This is a genomic window from Pseudomonas sp. JAI115 (assembly GCF_014200835.1).
Taxonomy (GTDB): domain Bacteria; phylum Pseudomonadota; class Gammaproteobacteria; order Pseudomonadales; family Pseudomonadaceae; genus Aquipseudomonas; species Aquipseudomonas putida_A.
The window spans coordinates 804,265-828,769 of the sequence record NZ_JACHCY010000001.1 but is presented as its reverse complement, the minus strand read 5'-3'; the positions used below and the strand labels follow the sequence as shown (position 1 = coordinate 828,769).

Genomic DNA, 24,505 nt, shown 5'->3' with positions numbered 1-24,505 from the left:
TCGTCGCTGTCTGGATGAATTGCATGTAGGCCAAGCTCCATGAGGATCAAGTTGTCCCGGCAAATCCTAGAGCCTGCACTTCCGACGGCCAACCGCCAGAACTTGTCAGAAAACTCCCTGAATTTCTGAAAACGTTCCGTTTTCCGTAGGACGCAACTCAAGCGTCAGCGCAAAAAAAACCGCGACCCTCAGCAGGTCGCGGTTTTCCAACACCCAACCCCTACTGCTGCAAAACCGTCGCCTGGTTAGCCGACCCGAACTGCTGAATATTCGCCGTCTGCGTAACTCCACTCTGATCGACATTGGCAATGTTCCCCGTCCCGCCCTGGGTCACATACGCCACGTTCATGGTGTCAGCCTGCTTCACAGTGATCTGGTTGTCACTGCCATACAACTGCGCGGTATACGCCTGGTTCCCGGATCCGGACTGATCAAATTCGGCGCTGTTCCCCGTGCCATTCGAAGAACCCTGCACCAGGTTGCCGGTTCCGCGCTGATCCGAGATCAAAATGTTGTCGCTACCATTCTGATCAAAATACAGCTCGTTATACGACTCGGCCTGACTGACCGTGGTCTTGTTGCCGGTCCCGGTCTGATGCGTGGTCATCACATGCCCAACGCCATCCTGAGTGAAGTTGGCTATGTTGCCATTGCCCGCCTGAGTCACTGTCGCGCGTTGGTTGCTGCCGAACTGTCCGCCCGATTGCGGGCCTTTCCAGTTGCTGGCGTAGACCTTGTTGTCGTTGCCCACGGAGGTGGCGCTGAGCACGTGGCCCTCGCCGTTCTGGTAGGTGAAGTGCACGTTGCCGTTGCCGACTTGATAGAGCGCCAGTGTCGAGTTGACCGATTCGAACTGGTCGGCGTAGATCGCGTTGGTGTTGCCGACCTGGGTCACGGCGGCGCTGTTGTTTTCGCCGAAGCTTTGGTCGACCACGGTTTCGTTGCTGTCGCCGTATTGGTTGATGGTGGCTTGGCTGGCCAGTTGCGAGTCTTGCCAGATTTCGGTGCCGTTGAGGTTGCCGAACTGGTTGATGGTGATGTTGCCGCCGGTGCCGTTGCGTTGGTCGCCGTAGGCGTAGTTGCTCTCGCCAGCCTGGTTGATGCCGATCTGGCCGCCGTTATGGGTGACCTGTTCGGCGGTGCCGTAGTTGGCGGTGCCGAATTGAGTGATCACCGAGCTGTTGCCGCTGCCTTCATAGAGTTGTTCGATGTTGGCTTCGTTGCTGTCGCCGTACTGGAAGGTTTTGCCTTCGCTGCCGTTTTGCGAGTCCTGATAGACGAACGAGAAGTTGCCAGTGCCTTGCTGCTGTTGCAGCGCATTGTTGGGTGAGCCGAAGCCCAGTGACTGGCTGGCGTGGGCGGTGTTGAAGGCGCCGATCTGTTGCTGGGTGATGGTGGCGTTGTCTTCGTAAAGTTGTTCGGCGTAGCCGGCGTTGTAGTCGCCGACCGCGTCCTGGGTGATCACGCTGGTGGCGTGGTCTTGCACGGCGGCGGCGTCGTTGCCTTGGCCCAGTTGGGTCTGGGTGGCGGTGCTGAACGGGGCCTGAGTCTGTTTCACATCCGCGATGTTGGCGGTACCGGCCTGGCTTTGGTTGGACAGGCTGTCGTCGGCCATGGCCTGGGCACTGATCATGACCAGGAGGGCGGCGGTGATGGGCGTCAGTTTGAACATGATTGAACTCTCCGATGATTTGCAGTGCTTAGCGGTATTGCTTGACCGAAACGCTCATGCCGTTGCCCGACTGGGTCACGGCGCTTTGCAGCCCCGTGCCGGCCTGCTCGATGCTGGCGTCGTTGTTGTTGCCGTTTTGCGAAATCTGCGCGCGGTTGTGGCTGCCGTTCTGCGTGATCGAGGCGGCGTTGCCGGAACCGTTCTGGTTGATCAGCGCCATCAGGTCGCTGCCCTGTTGCAGGATGTACGCCTCCTGATTGCTGCCCGACTGCACGATCTGCCCGAGCAGCGACTGACCGTTCTGTTGCAGCAGGGCGACGTTGGCCTGGCCGAGCTGGTCGATCAGGGCTTGCTGACCCACCGGTGGGGGCAGTTCGCCGAGGTCGCTGCTGGTCGGGGCCAGGTCGTCGTTGTCCATCAGGTCGTCGGCGCGCACGCCTGCATTGCTGCACAGCAGGAGCAGGCAAAGCAGGGCGGCGGTCGGCGTGTTCATGGCGAAAATCCCGGGTCATGAAAACTGGCCCACCGGCCCGGTCGCGATGACCGGGTGGTGGGGGCGGAGGGTTACTGCACGGTGACCGGGACGGTGCGCACGGTGCCAGGCGTCGTGCGGATCGTTGCGGTCGGGTTGGCCGACGGCACCACGGTGGTGTTGGTGACGGTCAGTCTCCAGCGACCGGTCAGTGGCACGGTCGTGGTGCCGAGGGTCACCAGTCCGGTCGGTGTGGTGACCTGCACGGTGACGGTGTTGCCGAGGATCACCGAGGACGTTCCCGAGAAGTCCCAGGTGAAGCGATTACCGGCCCGTGCGGTCACGGTGGCGGTGGTGACGGCGAAGTTCTCCGCTGGCGCTCTTGGCGACACCTGCACGGTGACCGTGGCCGGTGTCGACAGGGCGCCGAAGCTGTCCCGGGCGACGTAGGTAAAGGTCGTGGTGAAGGCGGTCAGGATGACGGCTGGTGGGGTGTAAGTGACCACGGTACCGTCGGTGGTGACACTGCCGCGACCGAGTGCCGGTTGGGTGACACTGGCCACGGCCAGCGGCACGTTGCCTTCCGGATCGGTGTCGTTGGCCAGCACGCTGATCGGCACGGTCAGGCCAGCCGTAGCGATGCTGTCGGCGACGGCGGTCGGCGCCTGGTTCGGGGCGACGGTGATGGTCACGGTGGCCGGATTGGCCGAGGCCAGGCCTTTGGCGTCCTGCGCTTTGTAGGTGAAGGTTGTGGTCAGTGGCGCGTTGACCACCGCTGGCGGGGTGTAGACCACGGCTGTGGTGCCACTGAGCACGACGGTGCCTTGGCCGGCTGGCGGTTGAGTCAATGCGGTGATGCTCAGCGGCGTGTTGCCGTCCGGATCGCTGTCGTTGGCCAGCAGGTTGACGGTCACCGGCACGCCGAAGCTGGTGCTGCCGGTGTCGGCGTTGGCGATTGGCGCCTGGTTGGCGCCGGTGTCCGGTGCGGTGCCGACGACAACAACGGGCTCGGTGTCGCTGCCACCGGCGGCGGATTTCACCGTGATGGTGGCCGGTGGCTGAGTCAGGTCGGCGACGGTAATGCGCTGCAGGGTGCCGGTCTTCGACAGGCGTCCGTAGCCTTGGGCAACCATGTCCGGAACTGCCACTTCATCGGTCGATGTCGCTTCGATCAGCAGGCTGTGATTGGCCCAGCTGTAACGCGCGGTCTGCACTTTCACCACGTCGGTGAGCTTGGCCGACACAGAGGTCGGACGTGTGGTGCCGGCCGGGTTGGTCGCAGTCACCACCACGACGGGCGGCACGGCACCGCTGCCCAGGCGCTGGCCGAAGAACAGGCCGGTGTTGTCACCGGTCAGGCTGGTCTGGCAAGGCGTTGGCGGTGGGCCGGGGAGCAGCGCCACGGTTTCACGGAAACACAGGGTCGAGCTGCTGTCAGCCTTGGCGAACACTTCGGCACGCACCCCGGCCGAGGTGCGGCGATAGGTGGCGCGGTCGATGTCGACGTGGGTTTGCTGACGGCTGTCGAGCACCTTGCCGGCGACGGTGAACAGGTTGGTCTGGATCGTACCGGCGCCGGACGGCCCGACGATGCGTACGAAGTTGGTGTCGAACGGGCTGCCGGTCACCGCTTCGGTGAGGTTCGGGTCGCCGACGAAGGTTTCGACGCCGCCGGTGTCCGGGTTCACTTCGGTGTATGGGCCATTGATGCTGCGCAGGAACGGCCCGATGGCGCCGTTGAGCGTGCCGCTGAAATCGCCCGGCGCACCGATGCCGATGTCTTTGGTGATGTTGATCGCGCGGCGCCCGGGGGTGGTGACGTTGACCGTTTCCACACCATACGGGTGAGTGATGGTGTAGGTACCGGCCACGGGGACGTTCACCCGGATGCGGACCCGCGCGAAGCTTTGCTGATCGCCATCCGTCGGGTTTTCCGAGGCAAACGCCGCTTCGATCCCGGCGACATAAGCGTCCATGCCAAAGCCGGCGCCGTTGTTGGGGATCGTGGTTTCGGCGAGAAACCAGAAGGCTTCCGGCGGCCAGTTGTCCGGGAACACCATGGGCAGGCTGTCATCGAAGATGCCCGGTTCCGGCAGCAGGGTGCACATGTAGGCCGGTGGGGTGCTGGCCGCTACCCGCGAGCTGGCGGCGCGCGACTGGCAGAGTTCCATCGACAGTTGATTGCTGTCCTGATACCACAGCGGGAATTTCCCGGTGGCGAAGGTGTAGGGGCCGGGGTCGACGGCGGCGAGTTGCGCATAGGCACTGCCGGTCAGCGAGAGAGCGAGCCCGAGCGCGTTGAGCGCAAAGCGTGGCCACTTGTTCATGATGCCTCCTGATGCGGATCTGGGCATGTGAGCGTTCATTGCACGATGACCACTTCTTCGGTATCGCTGCCGCCGTTGGACGACGTCACGCGAACCTTGGCTGGCGGTATCGGCGAGATCCCGGTGGCCAGGCTTTTCAGCGCGCCGTCGCCGCTCAGCGCACCGATGGCGGCGCCGCTGCCGGAGGTGGCGGTGAGTACGGGGGGCGAGGTTTCGTCACTGGTCGAGGCCACTACGGTCAGTTGTCCGGAGCTCAAGCTGTATTGGGCGCTCTGGATCACCACCAGGTCGGTCAGGGTCATGGGCAGGGTAGTCGGCGTGCTGCTGGCGATGGCCAGGTGGTTGTCGGCGGTCACTTGCAGCACGCTCGGCACGCTCGGGTTGGCCGACGATTGCGCGTACCAGGCGCCGGTGGAGTTGGCTTCGGTCATGTTCAGCACCGGGGTGAAACTGGTCACCGCGACGGTGCCGGGGGCTGGTGGTGCGAGGACGAATACGTCCTGCTGAGCCACCGGCGCGCTGGTCCCCGCTTTGCGCGAGTAAGTGCTGCGCTGGGTGATCATCGGCGTGGGTCGAACCACGGTCGACAATTTGCCGGAGACGGCGAATGCGGTGGTGCGCAAGTCCAGCCCGTTCGGGCCTTCGATGCGCACGAAGTTGGTATTGAACGGGCTGCCGGTCACCGCTTCGGAGAGGTTCGGGTCGCCGACAAATTGTTCGGCGGCGCCGGTGACCGGGTTGGTTTCGGTGTACGGGCCGTTGACGCTGCGCAGGAACGGGCCGATGTCACCCTTGAGCGCGCCGTCATAGGTTTTCGGCGTGCCGATGCCGATGTCACGTGTCATGTTGATCGCGCGGCGACCGGGGGTGTCGATGTTGAACACATCGACGCCGTACGGGTGGGTGATGACGTAGGTGCCGGCGGTGGGCACATCGACGCGAATGCGGATCCGCGCGAAGCTGACTTGATCGCCCTCGACGGGCTCTTCGGCAGCGAACGCGGCTTCGACGGCGCTGACGTAAGTCAGGTCGATTCCGCGCGCGGCGTCAACGAGGGTGGTCTCGCCGGTAAACCAGAACGCTTCATCGGGAAAGTTGCTCGGGAAGACGATCGGCTGGGTGTCGTCGAACACGCCAGGAGTCGGCAGCAACGAGCACATATACGAAGGCGCGCCCGGTGTGCTCGGCACGCGCGAGCTGAGCGCTTTGGACAGGCACAGATCCAGAGTGCGACCGTGGGTGTCCTGATACCAGCTGGCGAAACCGCCGTTGGCCGCCGCATAAGGACCGGGGTCAACAGCAAACAAAGCGGCCTGGGCAATGCCCTGGGCCAGGGCGCTCACGACCAGGACGGTCGCGGTTTTGGACAGTAAAGGGTGCATGAGTTAATCCCTCTATCAAAGTACCTGCCCCTTGGGGGTGGGTCAGTTGCAGAGGGCCTGTACACCTTCCATGCCAAGGTGTGGTGAATGGGCGGGAGAGGGCCGGTTTAGAGGGTTTGGCGGGCGTTTTGGCGAAGGTTGTGGCCTGCGGGGAAAGGGCGTCATTCCCCAGAATCGGGGACGGTGGGGATGCTCTTAATGGCCCGTCGTACGCAGAACCCCTGTAGGAGCTGCCGCAGGCTGCGATCTTTTGATCTTGATTCACAAAAGCAGGATCAAAAGATCGCAGCCTCGTTTCACTCGACAGCTCCTACAGGTATCTGGAGTGGGTTTGGGAGGTGTGCTATCGGGTCGATTTCCCCGCATCCGGGCAAACCCCCACCCGTGGGCTATAACCCTATAGGGACGTATCGGGAAGTCGCCGCCATGAACATGCAGTCGAAATCGCTACCGGTCGAGGAGGGCAATCTACGGTTGGGCTCGCACAAGCAACCGTTCAACCTGCTGCGCTGGTTTTCGCTGATCAGCATGGCGGTGATCGGCACCGTGGCCATCGCACTTGGCTCTGTTTCAACGCGTTTCGTGATCGATGAGAGCGTGCAGCGCGATGCCTTGCTCACCGCGCAGTTCATCCAGGCCATCGCGTCCGCCGAAGTGCGCCACGTGTCGATTCCCAATATCCGCACGATGGGCGAACTGCTCGACCCGCGTCAGGACAAGGACTTTCCCGATGTCGACCCACAGGCCAGGGCAGGGGCGCGCGGTGAATTTCTCGACCACATCGAACACCTGCCGGACGTGATCCTCGCCAATATTTACGCGCCGGACCGGCAGGTGATCTGGTCAACCAATCCGGCGCTGGTCGGTACCAGCATTCACGCCGACGAAGACCTCGATCGCGCCTTCAATGAAAAGATTCCCGTGTCGGCCAGCTACCACGACGTCGACAAGGCCCGGGAAGAGCAGAAGTTCGTCATCCCGCCGGATTACATCTTTATCGAAAATTACATTCCGCTGTTCGACGCCGAGGGCAAGAACGTCACAGCGATGGTCGAGATCTACAAGGAACCCAAAGACCTGATCGCGCGCATGGAGCGCGGTTTGGCCTTGATCTGGCTGGCCACTGCGCTCGGCGGCGGGCTGATTTATCTGGGCCTGTACTGGATCGTGCGGCGCGCGGCGATCCTGCTCGCCGCCCAGCAAAAACAACTGATCGCCAATGAAACCTTTGTTGCGCTGGGCGAGATGTCCTCAGCTGTCGCGCATAGCCTGCGCAACCCGTTGGCGACCATCCGCTCCAGTGCCGAACTGGCGCTGGAGTTCGATGCCGGCCCGGCCGAAAAGAACATCAAGGACATCATCGGCCAGGTCGACCGCATGTCGAAATGGGTGCGCGAACTGCTGCAGTCGTTGCGTCCGCTCAACGATGACCCGGAACCGGTGAACCTGGTGGCCGCGTTGCACGAAAGCCTCGTCGCCTTCGAACAACAGATCGCCAGGGCCGGGGTGACAGTGGTGTTTCATCCGCAGCACACGCCGATGGTGCTCAGTCAGCCGGTGCAACTGACGCAGATCCTCAATAGCCTGCTGGCCAATGCACTGGAGGCGATGGACAAGGGCGGCACGTTGACCGTCAGCCTGGAACCGAGCGACGACCGCGGCGTGTGTGTGGTGCTCAGCGACACCGGTAAAGGCATGAACGAAGAACAACGGACCATGGCGTTCCGGCCGTTTTTCACCACCAAATCAGGTGGCTTGGGCGTTGGTCTGGTGCTGGTCAAACGCATCATGGAACGCTTTGGCGGCGGCGTGACCCTCGACAGCCGCGAAGGCGAGGGCACTACCGTTCGCCTGGCCTTTCAACGGGTTCCCTGATTCACACTTTCCCCCTGTAGGAGCTGCCGAAGGCTGCGATCTTTTGATCTTGATCTTAAAAACCAAGATCAAAAGATCGCAGCCTTCGGCAGCTCCTACACAGGTTTATAAACGCCGCAAAAATTTATGAACTTCCCCCATCAATGGGTGTCAAGCCCCGGTCACCGGGGAGTGGGGGAACCCACAGCGTCCCCAAGCCCCTGTAACAACTGGAAATAAATTCTTGGCGCACTAGTTGCTAAACACCATCACCCCTTCCTTGATGAGGCGGCTGGTGATGGACAGAGCAACGCGTGACCCAAGCAATACCTTCCGGTTGACGCCACTGAGCGTCTTTCTGATGTTGACCCTCAGCACCATGGCCGGCGTTCATGCCAGTCCGATCGATGACGAGCGACAGCCAGAAACCTCCGACCCGTCGGCGTACTACGACGAGCCGGCGGATGAACCGAGCGCACTCAACGCCATCCTGACCATGCCCGAGGCCAACGAAGATTCCTTCGATTTGCCCGACGGGGTCAAAGGTACGCGGGACTCGACCCGCACCGAAAACGTTCTACCGCCCACCGTGCAGACCAGTTTCAACTACCCCACCAACGGCAAACCCAGCCCGCTCTATGGCGCACAGCCGTTCAGCCAGCAGTTGCTGCTGTTCGAGGAATTCGGCCCGGAAAAACTCGACCCGACCACCCCGGCCGCGCCGTTGCCCTTTCCGCCGGTTGCGATTGGCCCGGCACCCGCGCAGGACCCGAACAACATCGCTCGCAGTGCGCCACCCGGCACGGTGCTCGACGCGTTCTTGCGTCAACCGGGGCTGACGCCGTTTCCCAGTCAGTTCTCAAACGTGGTCGATCGCAACCCGTGGCAGGCGCAGATCGAAGTGTTCCTCAACCGCCACATTGGCTCCTCCGCTGAAGGACGGCCGCCAGGAAAAGGCTGGTCGCACCAGCGCTGGAACGAGTTCTACCCACAAGTCGCCTACAAAACCGTGCAGACCGGCGCGCGCCTCAACGGCGGCCTGCGTGACAGTCGGCAAATGCACGGCTACGCCATGGGCGAGTTCGGCCCCGGCGGTCTGTACCACAACGTCGCCGGTGTACCGGCGACCGATGGCACCGCCAAAGGCGTCGACCCGCGCTTCCACCCAAACATGCCCGTGCAGAACCACAACGCGGTATGGACCTTCGACGGCACGCTGCCGCCGAAACTGTTGATGGTGCGCTACGGCCAACCGGTGATGATGCGCCACTACAACGGCTTGCCGATCGACCCGTCGGCCAACCGCGGTTTCGGCCTGCACACCATCAGCACCCACGAGCACAACGGTCACGCGCCGGCAGAAAGCGATGGCTATGCCAACGCGTTCTTCTTTCCTGGCCAGTACTACGATTACCGCTGGCCGATCCAGCTCGCCGGTTACGACAGCATCAACACCAAGGCCGAAGACCCGCGCGCTGCGTTCCCCTGCGCACCGGGCGAGACCCTGTGGGTCAACGATCTGACCCCGGCGAAGAAGACCTGTAATAACGGCACCATCAAGATCCGGGGCGACTGGCGCGAAACCATGAGCACCCACTGGTTCCACGACCACATGCTCGATTTCACCGCGCAGAATGTCTACAAGGGCAACGCGGCGATGATGAACTACTACAGCGCGCTGGATCGCGGCAACGAGTCGGTCAACGACGGCGTCAACCTGCGCTTCCCCAGCGGCAGCGCCTTGCCGTGGGGCAACCGTGACTACGACGTCAACCTGGTGTTCGCCGACAAAGCGTGGGATCAGGAAGGTCAGTTGTGGTTCAACCCGTTCAACACCGATGGCTTTATTGGCGATCAGGTGCTGGTCAACTGGCAGTGGAAACCGACCCTCGACGTGCGCGCACGCAGCTATCGCTTCCGCATTCTCAACGGCTCGGTGTCGCGCTACTTCAAACTGGCGCTGGTGCGGGAAATCAAAGGCAGTGGCGGAGAGTTCCAGGGGCCGAAAAACTCGGGCGTGACCTACAGCCGCGTGCCGTTCCACATGATCGCCAACGACGGCAACATCATGGAACACAGCGTACCGTTCGACGGCAGCATGGACCTCGACGCCGACGGCGATAAACAGAACCACAACGCGATCCTGCCGACACAAGGCATCGCCGAGCGCTTCGACATCATCGTCAACTTCTCGAAAAACGGCATCAAGCCTGGCGACAAGCTGTTCTTCCTCAACCTGCAGGCGCAGGACGACGGCAAAGGCCCGAAAGAAGTGATCCCGCTGGCGGACGTGCTCTCGGAGAAATACCTGCCGGTGATCAAGCAAACCAGCAAGGGCCCGCAGTGGGACAAGGGCGATCCGGCGGTGGGCAAGGTCTTGCAGCTCAACGTCAAGGCCTACACCGGCCAGGATCTGGCGATGAACCCGGCGGCCTACGAACCGGCCAAACCGGGCAAGGCTGAAGGGCTGGTGATGATCCCGCTGAAAATTCACCGCGACAACGCTGCCGATAAAGCGCTGCTGGCCAAGGCTCGTCACCGCACCTTCACCTTTGGCCGCGCCGACGGCACCGATGAAGCACCGTGGACGGTCAAGACCGATGGTGGCTTTGGCTACCACATGGATCCACGGCGCCTGAACGCCTCGACCCAGCTGTCCAGCGGCCCGACCGATGCCGGTGTCACCGGGTTCGGCACGCTGGAGGTGTGGAACATAAAGGCCGGCGGCAAGGGCTGGAGCCATCCGGTGCACGTGCACTTCGAAGAAGGGATCATCCTCAGTCGCGGCGGCAAGGCACCACCGGAATGGGAGAAATGGGCGCGCAAGGACGTCTACCGGATCGGTTCCGAAGCCGATGGCCTGGACAACGTCGAAATGGCGATCAACTTCCGCGAGTTCGCCGGGACGTACATGGAGCACTGTCACAACACCCAGCATGAAGACAACTCGATGCTGCTGCGTTGGGACCTGGAGAAACCCGGGCAACTGCAGTTGATGCCGACGCCTCTGCCGAGCTGGGACGGTGTGCGCTACGTCAACTCCGCCGCGCTGCCAACCTTCCGCAATGGCGACGGTTACGGCCCGCAAGTGGTGGTCAAGCCATGAACCGCCGCCACGGTGACAGCCAACCCGTGCATACCCCGCGCTCCCGGGCGCTGGGAATGCACCTGGTGCTGGTGCTGGTGGTCTGCGTGCTCGGCAGCCGTGTGCTGCTGGCGCACCAGGCCAGCGTCGACGCAGCAGCGACCAGCGAATCTGCCACCCCGTGGGGTGGCGACTATTTCCCCGACACCGTGCTGACCGATCAGGACGGTCGGCAGGTGCATTTCTTCGATGATCTGGTTAAAGACAAGGTGGTGGTGATCAACTTCATCTTCACTTCGTGCAGCGATTCCTGCCCCTTGGAAACCGCGCGCCTGCGCCAAGTGCAAAAACTGCTCGGAGATCGGGTCGGCCAGGACATTTTCTTCTACTCGATCAGCATCGACCCGCTCAGCGACACCCCCGAAGTGCTCAAGGCCTATGCGCAGCGCTTCAAGGTCGGCCCCGGCTGGAAGTTTCTCACTGGCGAATTCGCCGATGTCACCGATTTGCGCAAGAAACTCGGGCTGTTCATTGAAGGCGTCGACAACGGCCGCAGCAAGGATCACAACCTCAGCCTGATCGTCGGCAACCAGACCACCGGGCGCTGGATGAAAGCCTCGCCATTCGAGAATCCGTGGATCCTCGCCGACCAACTGGCCAACACTTTGCAGAACTGGAAACAGCCGAGCATCGAAGAAAGTTACGCCAACGCACCGGACATTCGTCCGCCGAGCAATGGCGAAGAATTGTTCCGCACGCGCTGCGCCTCGTGCCACAGCCTAGGCCCGCAGGATGGCCAGGGCCTTGGCATGCGCAGCATCGGCCCGGATCTGATCGGCGTGACCCGCAACCGCGATCCCAAGTGGCTGAATCGCTGGATCCGCGAACCGGATCGCCTGCTCGCGGAAAAAGACCCGATTGCCTTGCAACTCTACGAACAATTCGAGCGAATCCCGATGCCCAATCTGCGCCTCGACGAACAGTCTGCGCAGTCAATCATCGACTTCCTCAGCGATGAAACTGAGCGCCAGCAACCGTCCACCACGGCTGTGGCCGACGGTGCTTTGACGCCAGTAAAACCGGGCGATCCAGCCGCGACGGTGAGTCAGATGCGGTAGCGGCGAAATAGCATCATTGAACCGTGTGTCGCGGTCAGAGCCACCTACACTGATGGCTGTAACTGGCTCGATACAAAACCTCCAGGGCACTCCCATGCAGCGACTGGAAGCACAAAAATCCCCTGCGCCGGACACGCCGGCAGCAATGGGCAAAAGTTGGCGCGAACGGTTCAATCTGCTGCGCTGGTTCTCGCTCGCGAGCTTTTTCATCATCGCCGCCGTGGCAGTGGGGCTGGGGTACATCTCGACGCGCTTTGTCGTCACCGAAAGTGTCGAGCGCGACGCCTTGCTGACCGCACAATTCGTTCAAGCCATCGGCTCGGCGGAAATACGCCACGCCGGCATCACCCCGGCGCGGACCATGGGCGAAATGCTCGATCCGCGTCAGGACGACAACTTTCCAGATGTCGATCCCGTTGCCCATGCAGCGGCCCGCGCCGAGTTTCTTGACCATGTCGAACATCTGCCCGACGTTCTCCTGGCCACGGTGTATGCACTGGACCGCACGGTGATCTGGTCGACCAATCCCGAACTGATCGGGATCAAATTCGAGGATGACGACGAACTCGACGAATCGTTCGAGATGAAAGTCGCGGTGTCCTCCAGTTATCACAAGATTGACGATGAGAAACCCGAGCAGCAGTTACTGCGCGAACCGAAGTATTTGTTCATCGAGAACTACATCCCGATGTTCAACGCCGACAAAAGTAAAGTCGTTGCCATGGTCGAAATCTACAAAGAGCCGGCGGATCTGGTCGACCGCATCGACCGTGGATTTGCCTCGATCTGGGCCGCCACGTGTTTCGGCGGTGCGGCGATTTTTCTGGCGTTGTTCTGGATCGTCCGCCGCGCGGCGAAGCTGCTGCAGAGCCAACAGCAACAGTTGATCAGCAATGAAACTTTTGTCGCCCTCGGCGAAATGTCCTCGGCGGTGGCGCACAGCCTGCGCAATCCGCTGGCGACCATCCGTTCCAGCGCCGAACTGGCCCAGGAAGTCGCCAGCCCCGGCGCGCAACGCAACATCGGCGACATCATCAGCCAGGTTGATCGCATGTCGCGCTGGGTCCGCGAGTTGCTGGTGTCGCTGCGGCCGATGAACGACGACGGCGAGGCGGTGGACCTGGTGATGGCGGTCGAAGACACCGTTGGCGCCTTCGAAGCATTGATCAAACGCTGCAACGTCGAAGTGCGCTTCACACCGCAGAATTGCGCGCTGGTGGTCAGCCAGAAGGTGTTGCTCACACAAATCCTCAATAGCCTGTTTGCCAATGCCCTGGAAGCCATGCCCAAGGGCGGTGTGCTCAGCGTCGAATTCGAATCGCCGCAGCCTGACAGCGTGCGCCTGACCGTGAGTGACACCGGCAAGGGCATGAGCGCGCAGCAACAACTGTTGGTGTTCAAACCGTTTTTCACCACCAAACAGGGCGGCCTCGGGGTTGGCCTGGCGTTGGTCAAACGCATCATGGAGCGTTTCGAAGGTTCGGTCGTGCTGACCAGCCGCGAGCAGGAAGGAACCCGCGTCAGTCTCAACTTCAAAGTGGCATCGGGAGGGGAATATGGAACACAGCATTCTGCTGGTCGAGGATGACGAACTGCTGGCCGAAAATATTCAGACCTACCTGGAGCGCAAGGACTTCGAGGTGACGGTCTGCCATTCGGCCGAAGACGCGTTGGGGCAACTGGAAACCTTCATGCCCGACATTGTGCTGACTGACAACTCGCTGCCGGGCATGAGTGGTCACGACCTGATCCAGAAGCTGCGCATCAGCGCGCCGGATCTGAAAGTGATCATGATGACCGGCTACGGCAACGTCGAAGATGCCGTGGTGGCGATGAAGGAGGGCGCCTTTCATTACGTCACCAAACCGGTGGCGCTGCCGGAGCTGAAACTGCTGCTCGACAAGGCCTTGGCCACCGAACGTATGGAACGCACGTTGTCGTTCTATCAGGACCGCGAGGCGCAGAAATCCGGGGTGCAGGCGCTGATCGGCGACTCGGCGCCGATGCAGTACCTGAAAAATACCATCGGCCAGTTGCTCGACGCCGAGCGACGCATGGCCAACACCGATCTGCCGCCGGTTTTAGTCGAAGGCGAGACCGGCACCGGCAAGGAACTGGTGGCGCGCGCGCTGCATTTCGATGGGCCACGGAGCAAAGGCCCGTTTATTGAATTCAACTGCGCGTCGATCCCGTCGAACTTGGTCGAGTCAGAGCTGTTCGGGCATGAGAAAGGTGCGTTTACCGATGCCAAGGATCGTCGTGTCGGGCTGGTGGAAGCGGCGGACGGCGGCACGCTGTTTCTCGATGAGATCGGCGAAATGGATCTGCTTTTGCAGGCCAAGCTTTTGAAGCTTCTGGAAGACCGGACGATTCGCCGGGTCGGTTCGGTGAAGGAGCGCAAGGTCAATCTGCGGGTGATCAGTGCGACCAACTGCAACCTTGAGCAGATGGTCCAGCAGGGCAAATTCCGTCGTGATCTGTTTTTCCGTCTGCGAATCATCTCGATCAAAGTGCCGCGGTTGTATGCCCGTGGCGACGATATCTTGCTGCTGGCGCGGCACTTTCTCGCCAGCCACGGCAAACGCTATGGCAAACCGAACCTGCATTTCAGTCAGCAGGCCGAAGAGCTGCTGCTCAGTTACACCTGGCCGGGCAATGTGCGCGAGCTGCGCAACATGCTCGAGCAAACCGTGCTGCTGGCACCGAGCGACACGATTGCCGCGCATCAACTCAACGTATGCATGAGCCTGGTCGACGAACCGCCGCTGCATATTCATGAAACCCCGATGCACTACGAACCCCGGCCGGCGAGCAACACCGAATCGATGAATCTGCCGGAAGTCGAGCGCGACATGGTGCGCAAGATGCTCGACAAGACCGACTGGAATGTCACCAAGTCCGCGCGCCTGCTGGGCCTGAGCCGCGACATGCTGCGCTACCGCATCGAAAAGCTCGGCCTCGCGCGCCCGGACAAACGCCAGTGGTAAAAGTGGTGACCGCCTGGACACCCAAAACCCTGTGGGAGCGGGCTTGCCCGCGATGAGGCAGTGTCAGTCACCAGATGGATCGGCTGACAGGACGCCATCGCGGGCAAGCCCGCTCCCACAGGGTTTTGTGGCGTCTGGTTAATACTTGGTAATCAGGATCAATGCTGCTGCCGGCTCAGGCACTCCAGCACGCAAGTCGGATCCAGCACCTCGTCATTCACATAGATCCCGCGCTCGGCATCGTAAGTGCGGATAAACACCCGTACCGTCGCATCCGCCACCGTCGGCAATTGCGAGTCGGAGAACTCTTTGCCGCCCGGGATCACCACGAAATCCTGTGGCGCCGTATCCTCGTAAGGCCTCGGCGGCGTGGCCTGCAGTGAATACGGAGCAGGGTGGGCGAAGGGCTGGTTGGGCCCGTAGTAAACAAAATTGCTGTCCAGCGCTTGCGCCTGTGTGGCAGCGAGCAGACAGCCGGTCAACAACAGCCGGTCGAGCATTTGCATGGCGGCACCTGCGAGTGCGGTTTTCCCCAAGGCTATTAACTATAGCTGCCCACGCCCCCCAACGCTCGATCCACATCGGATCCCTGTAGGAGCTGCCGAAGGCTGCGATCTTTTGATCTTGATCCTTAAAAACAAGATCAAAAGATCGCAGCCTTCGGCAGCTCCTACACGAATTGGCTTACAAGTTTGCAACAACCGCAATTGCCGGGCTGATCTAGACTCGGGGCCGCTCAATCACGAGCCTCGTCCGGAGTGCGCCATGGAAGTGCCCAATAATAAAACCGCTATCGAGAGCAATCGACAGGCGTGGAACGATTCCGCCCGCCATCATCAGGATTCGCCTGACTGGCGGGCGCTGCTCAGCGAAGTCGCGCAGGCGGATTTCTCTTGTCTTGATGAGACCCTGAGCGGGTTGCTGGAGGTTGACGGTAAGGAGGTGATTCAACTGGGCTGCAACAACGGCCGTGAGAGTCTCTCTCTGTTTGCGCTCGGTGCCAGAAACGTGGTCGGTGTCGATCAATCGGCGGCATTTCTCGAACAGGCCCGCGAGCTGAACCAGCGTTCACCGCACAACGCCGAGTTCATCGAAAGCGATATCCATCATTTGCCGACGTCTTTGCAGAACCGTTTTGATGTGGCGCTGATCACCATCGGCGTTCTCAACTGGATGCCGGACATCGGCGAGTTCTTTCGCCACGTGGCGTTGACCCTGAAGCCGGGCGGCAAACTGGTGATCTACGAAACCCATCCGTTTCTGGAAATGGTCGACCCCGACGCCGAAGACCCGTACCGCCTCGCCAGCTCCTACTTCCGCGCCGAGCCATTCGTGCAGCAAGAGCCGATCGTCTACGTCGGCAAGGTCGAGCAGCAGGCCGCCAAGTCCTACTGGTTCGTGCACACCCTCGGCGCCATTTTCAGCGGCGCCATCGCGGCCGGGCTGAACATCGCGCATTTCAAGGAATATGCGCATTCGAATCGGGAAGAAGTGTATGACCGGTATTTGAATCAAGAGGCGCAGATGCCGATGTGTTTTACCTTGGTCGCCACCAAGATTTGAAATTCATCGTCGTTGCCACTGGCCTCATCGCTGGCAAGCCAGCTCCCACAGGATTTTGTGTCATACAGAAATAACCGGTACAACTCAAAACCCTGTGGGAGCTGGCTTGCCAGCGATGGCGGCCTGAAGACGTCACAAATCCTCAGATTGAGTCAAGCCTGCGTCACCGCACTCACCACCGACCGCTCCGGTTTGCGTAGCTTTTCCAGGCGTGAGCCTTCGTAGTGGCTTTCGCGATAGAAGCGCCAGCGGCCGAACAGGCCGTAGACGTGGGTGATGCGTCCCTGTTCGTGGTAGCCCATGCGCAGGTGCAGTTTCATCGCCGGGATGTTGCGGGTTTCGCAGGTGTCCACGACGGTGTGGCAGCCCTGGGCGGCCATGGCTTCCCAGAGGGCGACTTGTACGTCCACCGACAGGCTGGTGCCGAAATACGGCCGGGCCATTTCGCCGCCGAATTCGAAGAACTCACCGGGTTTGACCGGGAACCAGCAGCCGTAATAGTGGCGGTCGTGGTAGTCGCGAATACTGCCCCAGATGAACGCCACCGCGTGACCGTCGGCATCAAGGTACATGTGCCCGGTGTGGCCCTCGGCGGCGAGTTCGGCCATGGTTTCGACGCGGTCGCCGAAGTGCTTGGCGAAGGCCCCGGTGTTGTGCGGTGTGATATCGACTTTGCGCAAGCCTTCGTACGGGCGCAGCTTGTGTGGCGGTACCGGGGAGACCAGATCGCGCTCCATCCACAGCAGCTCCCAGTGAAAGAACACGTAGCGCTTCCACAGGGTGGCGAAGAGTCGGCCGAGGCCCTTTTGACGAATGCGTTCGCGCAGTTTTTCGATAACACTCATGTTGCCCTCCGTGGCCGAGGCCCGGTGTAGTGGATGTTGCTTTTGTGGGTATAGATCACACCTGCAATGCCGTTTCGAAGCGCCATCTTCGAAAGTATTGCGAGTTATGTAGGTCGATCGAGTGCCGCGGCACCCCGTAAAAAATCCTTGTGCAGATCGGCATAGGACACCCGTGGCACACCCGGCAGTCGCTGCTCCAGCACGCGGCTCAGGGATTCTCCGGGATTGAGGTAGGCATCACCGAAATCGTTGCCAAGCTGATTCGGGTGGGCAACGACTTCCAGCACGCCGTCGCTCGGCGCGGGGTCGTTACGCAGATCCACCGGCGTGCACACATAGTCCGCCGTGGCTCCGGCCAGACTCTGCAAGCGCCAGTTGAGCAAACTTTTGAATATGCGTTTCGGCAGACTGAGGTTCTGCCCCAGGTTGCGCGCCAAGCGAATCGGCACGCCTTGATGGGCAGCAAAGCGCGCGACGATTTCGCCGATCGGCCAGATGTTGTGTACGTGCTGATGCGAGTCGATATGGCTAGGTCGCACGCCATGTTCGACACAGCGCTGCCACTGCGCCTGCAACTCTTCCCGCACCGCGTCGCGATCTTCGCGACTGAGCCAAAAGTTGTGCCGTGGCAGGCTGAGGTCGAACACGCCGTGGCCGTCGCAGAAGGTTCGACTGCGCAGGATCGAGGTACTCAGCGGTCGCCCGTAGGTCAGGTTGAAATGCAACCCGACCCGACCTTGCAGTGACGGATGCCGGGCCATCGCGCAGGCTGCTTCGAACGCCGGCATGTTGGCCATGGCCGTGGCCGAGCTGATGACCCCGGCCTGAAACGCGGCGAAGATCGTCGCGTTTTCGTTCGGGCTCAAACCGAAATCGTCAGCGTTGACTATGACTTGGCGAGGCATGATCGCCCTCCGTGGTGATGACGACAGGTGTGGGCGCCGATGCCGGTCTGGCCGCACGTCGCGCACGCCATTGCTGCACCGTCGGTTTCAAGCGCTGCCAGAGGCGCAACCCCAGCCCCAGCAACATCCCGCTGGGGCGCCAGGAATAGAAGCTCCAGCGCCAGTGTTCCAGTTGTCCGGTCATGCGTTCGTGCAGTTGGTGGCTGGAGTTTTCCAGGCTGACCCGCGAGGCATCGATCCAGCGCCAATGCTCGTCCAGCCCCCAGCGAATCCATTCCTCCAGCAACACCCGGCCGCTGCCCAGATCGGCGTATTGCGGCAGGAACGCGAGGTTGTAATCGTAGAGTCGACCCTGTTCCAGCAAGCCGAGGCGATAGCTGATGCAACGCCCGTTGAGTTCCAGCGTCACCACCCGCACCAGGCCCTGGCCGGCGAGGGCGGTGAAGGCGCGTTCGATCCATTGCCGACTGCGCTCGCTGGCAAAGATCCCCACGCCTTCGTCACCTTTCCAGCTCACCGCTTCGACTTCGCTGATTGCTCGCAACAGCGGGCCCATGCTCAGCGCGTCGGGGCAGATGCGCCGCACCTGGGCGCCACACGCGACAATTCGTTTGCGCGCCCGTCGCAGCTTGTAGCGCGGGTCGCCGGAGACCTCCTGGTGATCTGCGTCGCTGATCAGATGCACCGGCACCCGGCAACTGAGGCGGCGTTCGCCCGCAGAACTGTGGGCCATCCATTCGGTCAGGGCGCTTTCCTCACCCGCCGGCTCGGACAATTCGTTGAGTTGCAGCAGGGCGTGCGGCAGCTGTCGGCGGATCAGGTGCAAGGCTTCGCGCATGTCTTCGCCCTTGAGCAATGACAGCAGCGCCAGCCGGTCCGCCAGCGGATATCCCAAGTGGTGCAGTACACGAAACGGCACGCCGGCAAAGCGCTCACGGCCCGCTACCAGCGGCAGGCACAGGCGCAATTCGTCCGCTTCCCAACCGAGCAGGATGTGCAGGCGCTCACCCGCGCCCAGTGCCTGCTCCGCCGCGCACAACCAGCCCAGGTGGTTGAACGGCGTGTGATCCGTCACCTGCAGGCGCAGCGCTTCATAGGCGGCTGCCGGGAAGTCGGCGGCGCACAGTGAAGTGCGCCATTCGAATCGCGCCGTCATAGGCTCAGACCGCCGTGGCTGTGACAGGTGGACGGGACGGTTTGCGCAGCGCATCCAGTCGCGAACCGCTGTAGCGGGTTTCGCGGTAGAAGCGCCAGCGACCGAACAGGGTGTAGACATTCATGATCCGGCCTTGCTCGGTGTAACCCATGCGCAAGTGCAGTTTCAGCGCCGGGACGTTGTGGAACTCGCAGACGTCCACCACCTTGTCGCAGCCCTGGGCGGCCATGGCTTTCCACAGTTCCAGTTGCAGGTCCACCGAGAGTTCGGTGCCCCAGTAGGCACGGGTCAGCTCGCCGCCGAATTCGAAGAACTCGCCGGGTTTCACCGGGAACAGGCAGCCGTAGTAATGCCGGTCGAAGTAGTCCCGTGCGCTGCCCCAGATGAACGCCACGGCATCGCCCTGATCGTCCAGGTGCATGTGTCCGGTGTGGCCTTCGTTGGCCAGCTCGGCCATGGTCCCGACGCGATCGCCGAAGTAGCGGGCAAAGGCGCTGGCGTTGTCGGCGGTGATCTTCACCACCCGCAGTGGCGGATACGGTTTGAGGCTGTGCGGTGGCACCGGACTGACCAGGTCGCGCTCCATCCACAGCAATTCCTGATGAAAAAACACGTAGTGCTTCCACGCCTTGGCGAGGGTGGCGCGCAGGCCTTTTTGTTTGATGTGCTGGCTGAGTTTGCTGACGGTACCCATGTTCTGTACTCCGGCGTTCCGGCAGGGCGAACAACTGTGGCGAGGGGCTCTGTGGCGAGGGGATTTATCCCCGATGGGCTGCGAAGCGGCCCCGCATTTACAGGCTAAAAGCGACGACTGCTGCGCAGCCGATCGGGGATAAATCCCCTCGCCACAAAAACTCCCTACCCACAAATCTTTGTTCGCTTTACCTTTTCTGATATTCGGAATTGGGTTCATGACGCGCTCCAGCTCAGGGCGAACAGGGTTTCCCCTGGCAAGTCGAAGCTGACGCGTCCGTCGCGGCAGGCGAATGGTGCGTCGCGGCTGCGGTTGTCCGTGCCGAAGTAACGCAGCGCACCGTTGTTCAGCGGGCACTTGGCGCCACTCAGGTCAACACGTTGCAAACGCGTGCCTTTGTTCAAACCGAGCAGGCCCCGCTGCTCGTCGCCGGCCATCGCCAGCACATCGACTTCAAAGCCATCGTTCTCCAGCCACAGCACCTGGTGCAGCCAATGCTGCGCGATGAACTGCTGGGCCAGACCCACCGGTTTCAGCTCAAAACGCTCATCGCCCAAAACCCGGATCATGCCCTTGGGATACTGCGGTTCATCGGCGGCCTGAAACCAGTTGAGCATCGTCAGCAAACCGTCCTGCGAAGCGTTGATCACCACCGACGCCCACCACAGCGAGGCGTAGTGCGTCTCCTGATCGTAGGGGCTGAGGCTGGAACCACTGGACATATTGGTCTGATCCAGCAGCAAGGCTTTGCGCGGCTGACCGTGGGCGTCGAGGCCGACCAGTTCGGCGGCGCGGTGCACGCTGTCGCGGTAGACCCGGGTGGCGAGCAGGTCGCGGATCATCCATTCGTGCCACGCCAGTGCGTCGATCTGCTCGGCGGATTCGTCGAGCAAGCGCCGCGCCCAGTCGATGCCACGCTTGTCTGCCGCGTTATCGGCGAACGGCCCGTTGACCAGCCGTGAACTGGCCGGCATGGCGATGCGCACGCCAGCCTTGGCATTCGCCGGATCGCTGCGCACTTGCCTGGCCATGCTGGCGAAAATTGCCCGGTATTGCTCGAAGCTCGAATAGTTGAGGTTCGGCTCATCGGCAAAACCGATGTAGTGCGTGCCTTTGCCGCCCAAGGCGCGGGTGCCGGCCAGCCATGCATCGAGGCCGCCATTGCTTTGCACGTCGGCGCGCAGATCGGCCTGACGCTGGCTGCCGGCGAGCAGGGTGATGTCCTGATGAATGCCGAAGCGCTCCTGATAAGCCAGACGAAACGCGTCTTCGAAGTGCGGATTCTTCGCCGTGACATCGACAAAACTGTAGTAGCTGGCGGCGGTCGCTTTCAGCGCATCCAGCACCGCGTGACTACTGGCGGGCGGCATCACGTAGGGCAGGGCGATGCCCAGATCCGGGGTGCGCCCGAGGATTTTGTCGTGCAGGGTCAAGTGGATCTGGCCGGTCTCTTCGCGCACGGGTTTGAGTTGCTGCGGAGTTTGCGCAAACCGATTGGCCGTGCCGTCGAGCCAGAACGCCGCTTTGCCGCTGCCTTGCAGGCGCAGGCGCCAGACCTGTTCGCGCTCGCTGACCGGTAACGCCAGTTGATCGAACTGCCAGTAGGCGCGATAGGGTTTGAGCGTTAGCGTCAGTGGCTTATCGTCGCCGACCCGTTGCGCTTGCAGAGCATTCACTCCGCCATGGAACTTGCCGGCGAGTACCGCGTGTTCCCCCGGCGCGACCTTGAAATACAACTCGTCGCCGTTCTGCGTCTGCGCGCTGAAATGCACCTTGGCCGGTTCGAACAGCGCCACCGTGTGCTCGTCGTGTTCGACCCGGTAATTGCGGAAGCTGTAGCCGGGAATTTCCAGGCGATAACTGGCGGCACCCGGCAGCAACGCCCAGCTCTGGGTGCCGCGGGTTTCGCTGGCCTTGATCAAGCGTTCGCCCTGCAATTTGCCCTGGCCGTCGAGCAGGTACAGATGCTCTTCGTTGGCGTCGGCCTGCCACGCGGGTGTCCAGCGCACGGTCACGGTGTCCGGGCGGTCGGTTTGCAGATACAGGCTGCCGTCGCGGATCTCGCCCCAGCGCATCGACGCGGCAAAGGCATCCAGCGACAGGCCGAGACCGAGCAGCAGGACCAGGCCTTTCATGCGGCCTTCCGTTGCAACATCTGCCACATCGGCGCGATGTCGCTGGGCAGGATGATCAAAGTTTGCCAGAACGCCACGCCGCTCAGACGGCAGTACAACACCAGCATCGCCACCGTCACCGCCAGATAGGCAATCGATGAAGCCGCCGCTGCGCCAACGATGCCGTAGGCCGGAATCAACACCAGGTTCAGCGCCAGATTGAGCAGGGCGCCGAGGCCCATCAGCAGCGACACCGTGTCGGGGCGGTTTTTCCCCAGCAGGTCCAGACGCAGGATGCTCGCGTAGCACAGGCCGAGCAGCCCCGGCAGCAAGGCGAGCAGCGCTGGAAACGCCGGTTGGTAGGCGATGCCGAACAGGGTGACGATCAGCCAGTTGCCGATCACGGCCATGCTCAGGCACGCGCCGAGCATCACCGTGGCGGTCAGGCGCAGGGCCAGCGGAGTGACCTTGTCCATGCCTTCGTCCTGTTGCAACAGGCGTTTCATCAGCGGCGTGGTAACCGCTTCCGGCACGATCAGCAGCAGTTCGGCGGCGGCGCTGGCCATCGCGTAATGACCCAGCGCGGTGCTGCCGAGCAGGGCGCCGATGAACAGGTAATCCGAGCGCAGAATCACTTGCTGGAATAGCAGATCCGGATGGCTGCGCGCGCTGTAGCGCAGCAGTTCGTTCTGGCTGGCGCGATCCCATTGCAGTTGCAGCGGTTGCGCGCGTTTGAGCCAGACCCAACCGGCCAGCACCACCAGGCTGATCCCGGCCAGCCAACTGATCAGCGCCGCTTCCAGTGCCGCGCTTTTCCACATCCAGAACAGCGCGAGAAACAGCAGCAACGGCGCCAGTGATTCGGTCAGGCGCAAGGCGTTGAACGCGACCACGCCGCCGGAGGCGTTGTGCAGGGTCAGCAGGCCGCTTTTCAGCACGGTCAGCGGCACCGCCAGCAGCAACAGCCACGCCAGCAGACCAAGCTGCACGGTGACATCCAGTTCACTGCCGAACTCACGTACCAGCGCCACCACCAGCAGGGTCAGCAGACCCGCGAGCAAGCAACCGAACACCAGCACCTGACTCAGCAGCAGGCCCATCGGCCGTTGTTTGGCGGCCTGATAACCGACGGCTGAATTCAACCCGCCACTGGTGGCAGCGCTGATCAGATCGGGCAGGGTGCTAAGCAGCGCGAACAACCCGCGCTCACTCGGCCCTAGGATCCGCGCCAGCAACACGTTACGCAGCAGGCGCAAGGCGATCATCGCCAGTTTGGTGCCCATGCTCAGCGCCAGATGCTTGAGGTAATGGCTGCGGCTCATGGGCGGTTGCCACGAAAGATGCGCCACGAAAGCAGCTCAGGATTGCGCGCAGTACGCTGGCTGACACCGAAACGCGGCAGGTTCAGCGGATCGCCTTCACCGCGATAGATGCCGGTGCCGGTGCCCAGCGCGAACGGATAATCGTGCGCGGCAATCTGTTTTCTTACTCGCTCGTCGTTGTTGCCGTTGGGGTAGCAATACACCGGTAACGGCCGGTTACAGCCGTTGCTCAAGGCGTCGCGGCTGCGGCTGATTTCTTCGCTCAGGCGCACATCGTCCAGTTCAGTGAGGATCGCGTGGCTGGCGCCGTGCGGGCCGAAGCGCACCAGCCCCGAGGCTTCCAGCGCCCGTACCTGATGCCAGTCCAGCGCTTGCGGCTGCGCTTCGGGCGGGCATTCGTCGGTGAGGCGTTCGAGCATCGCCGGTTCAAGGTTTTTCAGGCTTTGCAGGTAATGCAGCAGCGACAGGCTGCGGCGATCAACGTCGATGTCATCCACCAGCACCGGCACCGGATGGTGGATCATGTGCAGGCATTCGATCAGATGCATGCGGGCCTTTTCGCCGTGGCTGCCCCACAGGGTTTCGCCAAGGCTTTCCCACCAGAAGCGCTGACGGCTGCCGATGAAATCGGTGGAGAGAAAAATGCTCGCTGGCACCTGATGTTTTTGCAGCAATGGGAACGCATTGACCGCGTTGTCGCGCCAGCCATCGTCGAAGGTCAGCGCCACCCTTGGGCGTTCGCTGCGCAGTACGGTGGGCGTGAGGATGTCCATCAGCGGCACGCAATCGAAGTGCCGGCGCAGCCACATCAGCAGGTGTTCGAACGCCTTGGGCCCGACACACAGCTCATTGCGGTGCGGCAAGTCGGCGGCGCGGTCGTTGGCCAGCACCCGGTGCAGCATCAGGATCACCCCGGCGCCGTGCAACTGGTTTCGTCCCACGGGCGAGTTGAGGTAAAGCCAGCCACTGGTGCGTTTTATTAATTGTTTGATCGCCATGGCTTCGGTCC

The 24,505-nt window shown here is 61.9% G+C and carries 18 protein-coding genes; 6 read left to right on the top strand and 12 right to left on the bottom strand.

Going from position 1 to position 24,505, the window contains the following annotated elements:
* Positions 1–220: 220 nt before the first annotated feature.
* The 4 genes from HDC30_RS03675 to HDC30_RS03660 form a co-directional block, all read right to left on the bottom strand.
* The gene (locus HDC30_RS03675) at positions 221–1,672 is read right to left on the bottom strand and encodes a curlin (RefSeq protein ID WP_183780875.1); all 1,452 of its coding nucleotides are present in this window, start codon (positions 1,670–1,672) and stop codon (positions 221–223) included.
* A 28-nt stretch (positions 1,673–1,700) separates the two neighbouring features.
* The gene (locus HDC30_RS03670) at positions 1,701–2,165 is read right to left on the bottom strand and encodes a curlin (RefSeq protein WP_183780872.1); all 465 of its coding nucleotides are present in this window, start codon (positions 2,163–2,165) and stop codon (positions 1,701–1,703) included.
* A 71-nt stretch (positions 2,166–2,236) separates the two neighbouring features.
* Positions 2,237–4,471: an Ig-like domain-containing protein gene (locus HDC30_RS03665; protein ID WP_183780869.1), complete on the bottom strand. Its 2,235-nt coding sequence runs from the start codon at positions 4,469–4,471 to the stop codon at positions 2,237–2,239.
* A gap of 35 nt (positions 4,472–4,506) precedes the next feature.
* Entirely contained in the window at positions 4,507–5,853 is a 1,347-nt protein-coding gene (locus HDC30_RS03660; protein ID WP_183780866.1) for a hypothetical protein, read from the bottom strand.
* A 426-nt stretch (positions 5,854–6,279) separates the two neighbouring features.
* On the opposite strand from HDC30_RS03660, the gene HDC30_RS03655 reads away from it, so the two are divergent.
* The 5 genes from HDC30_RS03655 to HDC30_RS03635 all read left to right on the top strand — a co-directional run bounded on the left by HDC30_RS03655 (position 6,280) and on the right by HDC30_RS03635 (position 14,897).
* Complete coding sequence (locus HDC30_RS03655) at positions 6,280–7,728, top strand: sensor histidine kinase (RefSeq protein ID WP_183780864.1); 1,449 nt, start codon at positions 6,280–6,282, stop codon at positions 7,726–7,728.
* 277 nt (positions 7,729–8,005) lie between these two features.
* The gene (locus tag HDC30_RS03650) at positions 8,006–10,813 is read left to right on the top strand and encodes a multicopper oxidase domain-containing protein (RefSeq protein WP_183780861.1); all 2,808 of its coding nucleotides are present in this window, start codon (positions 8,006–8,008) and stop codon (positions 10,811–10,813) included.
* On the top strand, positions 10,810–11,910 hold the full coding sequence (locus HDC30_RS03645; RefSeq protein WP_183780845.1) for an SCO family protein: 1,101 nt from the start codon (positions 10,810–10,812) through the stop codon (positions 11,908–11,910). The genes HDC30_RS03650 and HDC30_RS03645 overlap by 4 nt, the downstream gene beginning before the upstream one ends.
* A 94-nt stretch (positions 11,911–12,004) precedes the next feature.
* Complete coding sequence (locus tag HDC30_RS03640) at positions 12,005–13,498, top strand: HAMP domain-containing sensor histidine kinase (RefSeq protein WP_183780842.1); 1,494 nt, start codon at positions 12,005–12,007, stop codon at positions 13,496–13,498.
* On the top strand, positions 13,467–14,897 hold the full coding sequence (locus HDC30_RS03635; RefSeq protein WP_064588141.1) for a sigma-54 dependent transcriptional regulator: 1,431 nt from the start codon (positions 13,467–13,469) through the stop codon (positions 14,895–14,897). Before HDC30_RS03640 ends, HDC30_RS03635 begins: the two co-directional genes overlap by 32 nt.
* Positions 14,898–15,055: 158 nt before the next feature.
* On the opposite strand, the gene HDC30_RS03630 is transcribed toward HDC30_RS03635, so the two are convergent.
* Positions 15,056–15,403, bottom strand: a complete 348-nt coding sequence (locus HDC30_RS03630; RefSeq protein WP_064588140.1) for a hypothetical protein — start codon at positions 15,401–15,403, stop codon at positions 15,056–15,058.
* A gap of 259 nt (positions 15,404–15,662) precedes the next feature.
* Here HDC30_RS03630 and HDC30_RS03625 point away from each other — a divergent pair, with 259 nt between their 5' ends.
* Positions 15,663–16,460, top strand: a complete 798-nt coding sequence (locus HDC30_RS03625) for a class I SAM-dependent methyltransferase (RefSeq protein ID WP_183780839.1) — start codon at positions 15,663–15,665, stop codon at positions 16,458–16,460.
* A 152-nt stretch (positions 16,461–16,612) separates the two neighbouring features.
* On the opposite strand, the gene HDC30_RS03620 is transcribed toward HDC30_RS03625, so the two are convergent.
* From HDC30_RS03620 to HDC30_RS03590, 7 genes are all read right to left on the bottom strand, one after another.
* Positions 16,613–17,305: a GNAT family N-acetyltransferase gene (locus HDC30_RS03620; RefSeq protein ID WP_183780836.1), complete on the bottom strand. Its 693-nt coding sequence runs from the start codon at positions 17,303–17,305 to the stop codon at positions 16,613–16,615.
* A gap of 104 nt (positions 17,306–17,409) precedes the next feature.
* On the bottom strand, positions 17,410–18,210 hold the full coding sequence (locus HDC30_RS03615; RefSeq protein ID WP_183780833.1) for a ChbG/HpnK family deacetylase: 801 nt from the start codon (positions 18,208–18,210) through the stop codon (positions 17,410–17,412).
* Positions 18,182–19,366: a GNAT family N-acetyltransferase gene (locus HDC30_RS03610; RefSeq protein WP_115989415.1), complete on the bottom strand. Its 1,185-nt coding sequence runs from the start codon at positions 19,364–19,366 to the stop codon at positions 18,182–18,184. Before HDC30_RS03610 ends, HDC30_RS03615 begins: the two co-directional genes overlap by 29 nt.
* Before the next feature lie 4 nt (positions 19,367–19,370).
* The gene (locus HDC30_RS03605; RefSeq protein WP_103367646.1) at positions 19,371–20,060 is read right to left on the bottom strand and encodes a GNAT family N-acetyltransferase; all 690 of its coding nucleotides are present in this window, start codon (positions 20,058–20,060) and stop codon (positions 19,371–19,373) included.
* Between the two features lie 215 nt (positions 20,061–20,275).
* On the bottom strand, positions 20,276–22,195 hold the full coding sequence (locus HDC30_RS03600) for a hypothetical protein (RefSeq protein ID WP_183780830.1): 1,920 nt from the start codon (positions 22,193–22,195) through the stop codon (positions 20,276–20,278).
* Positions 22,192–23,496 carry a lipopolysaccharide biosynthesis protein gene (locus tag HDC30_RS03595; protein ID WP_183780827.1) on the bottom strand — a complete coding sequence of 435 codons (1,305 nt, stop codon included), beginning with the start codon at positions 23,494–23,496 and terminating at the stop codon, positions 22,192–22,194. Before HDC30_RS03595 ends, HDC30_RS03600 begins: the two co-directional genes overlap by 4 nt.
* Positions 23,493–24,494 (bottom strand): polysaccharide deacetylase family protein, encoded by a 1,002-nt coding sequence (locus tag HDC30_RS03590; protein WP_183780824.1) that lies wholly within the window; start codon positions 24,492–24,494, stop codon positions 23,493–23,495. Before HDC30_RS03590 ends, HDC30_RS03595 begins: the two co-directional genes overlap by 4 nt.
* Between the last annotated feature and the right edge of the window lie 11 nt (positions 24,495–24,505).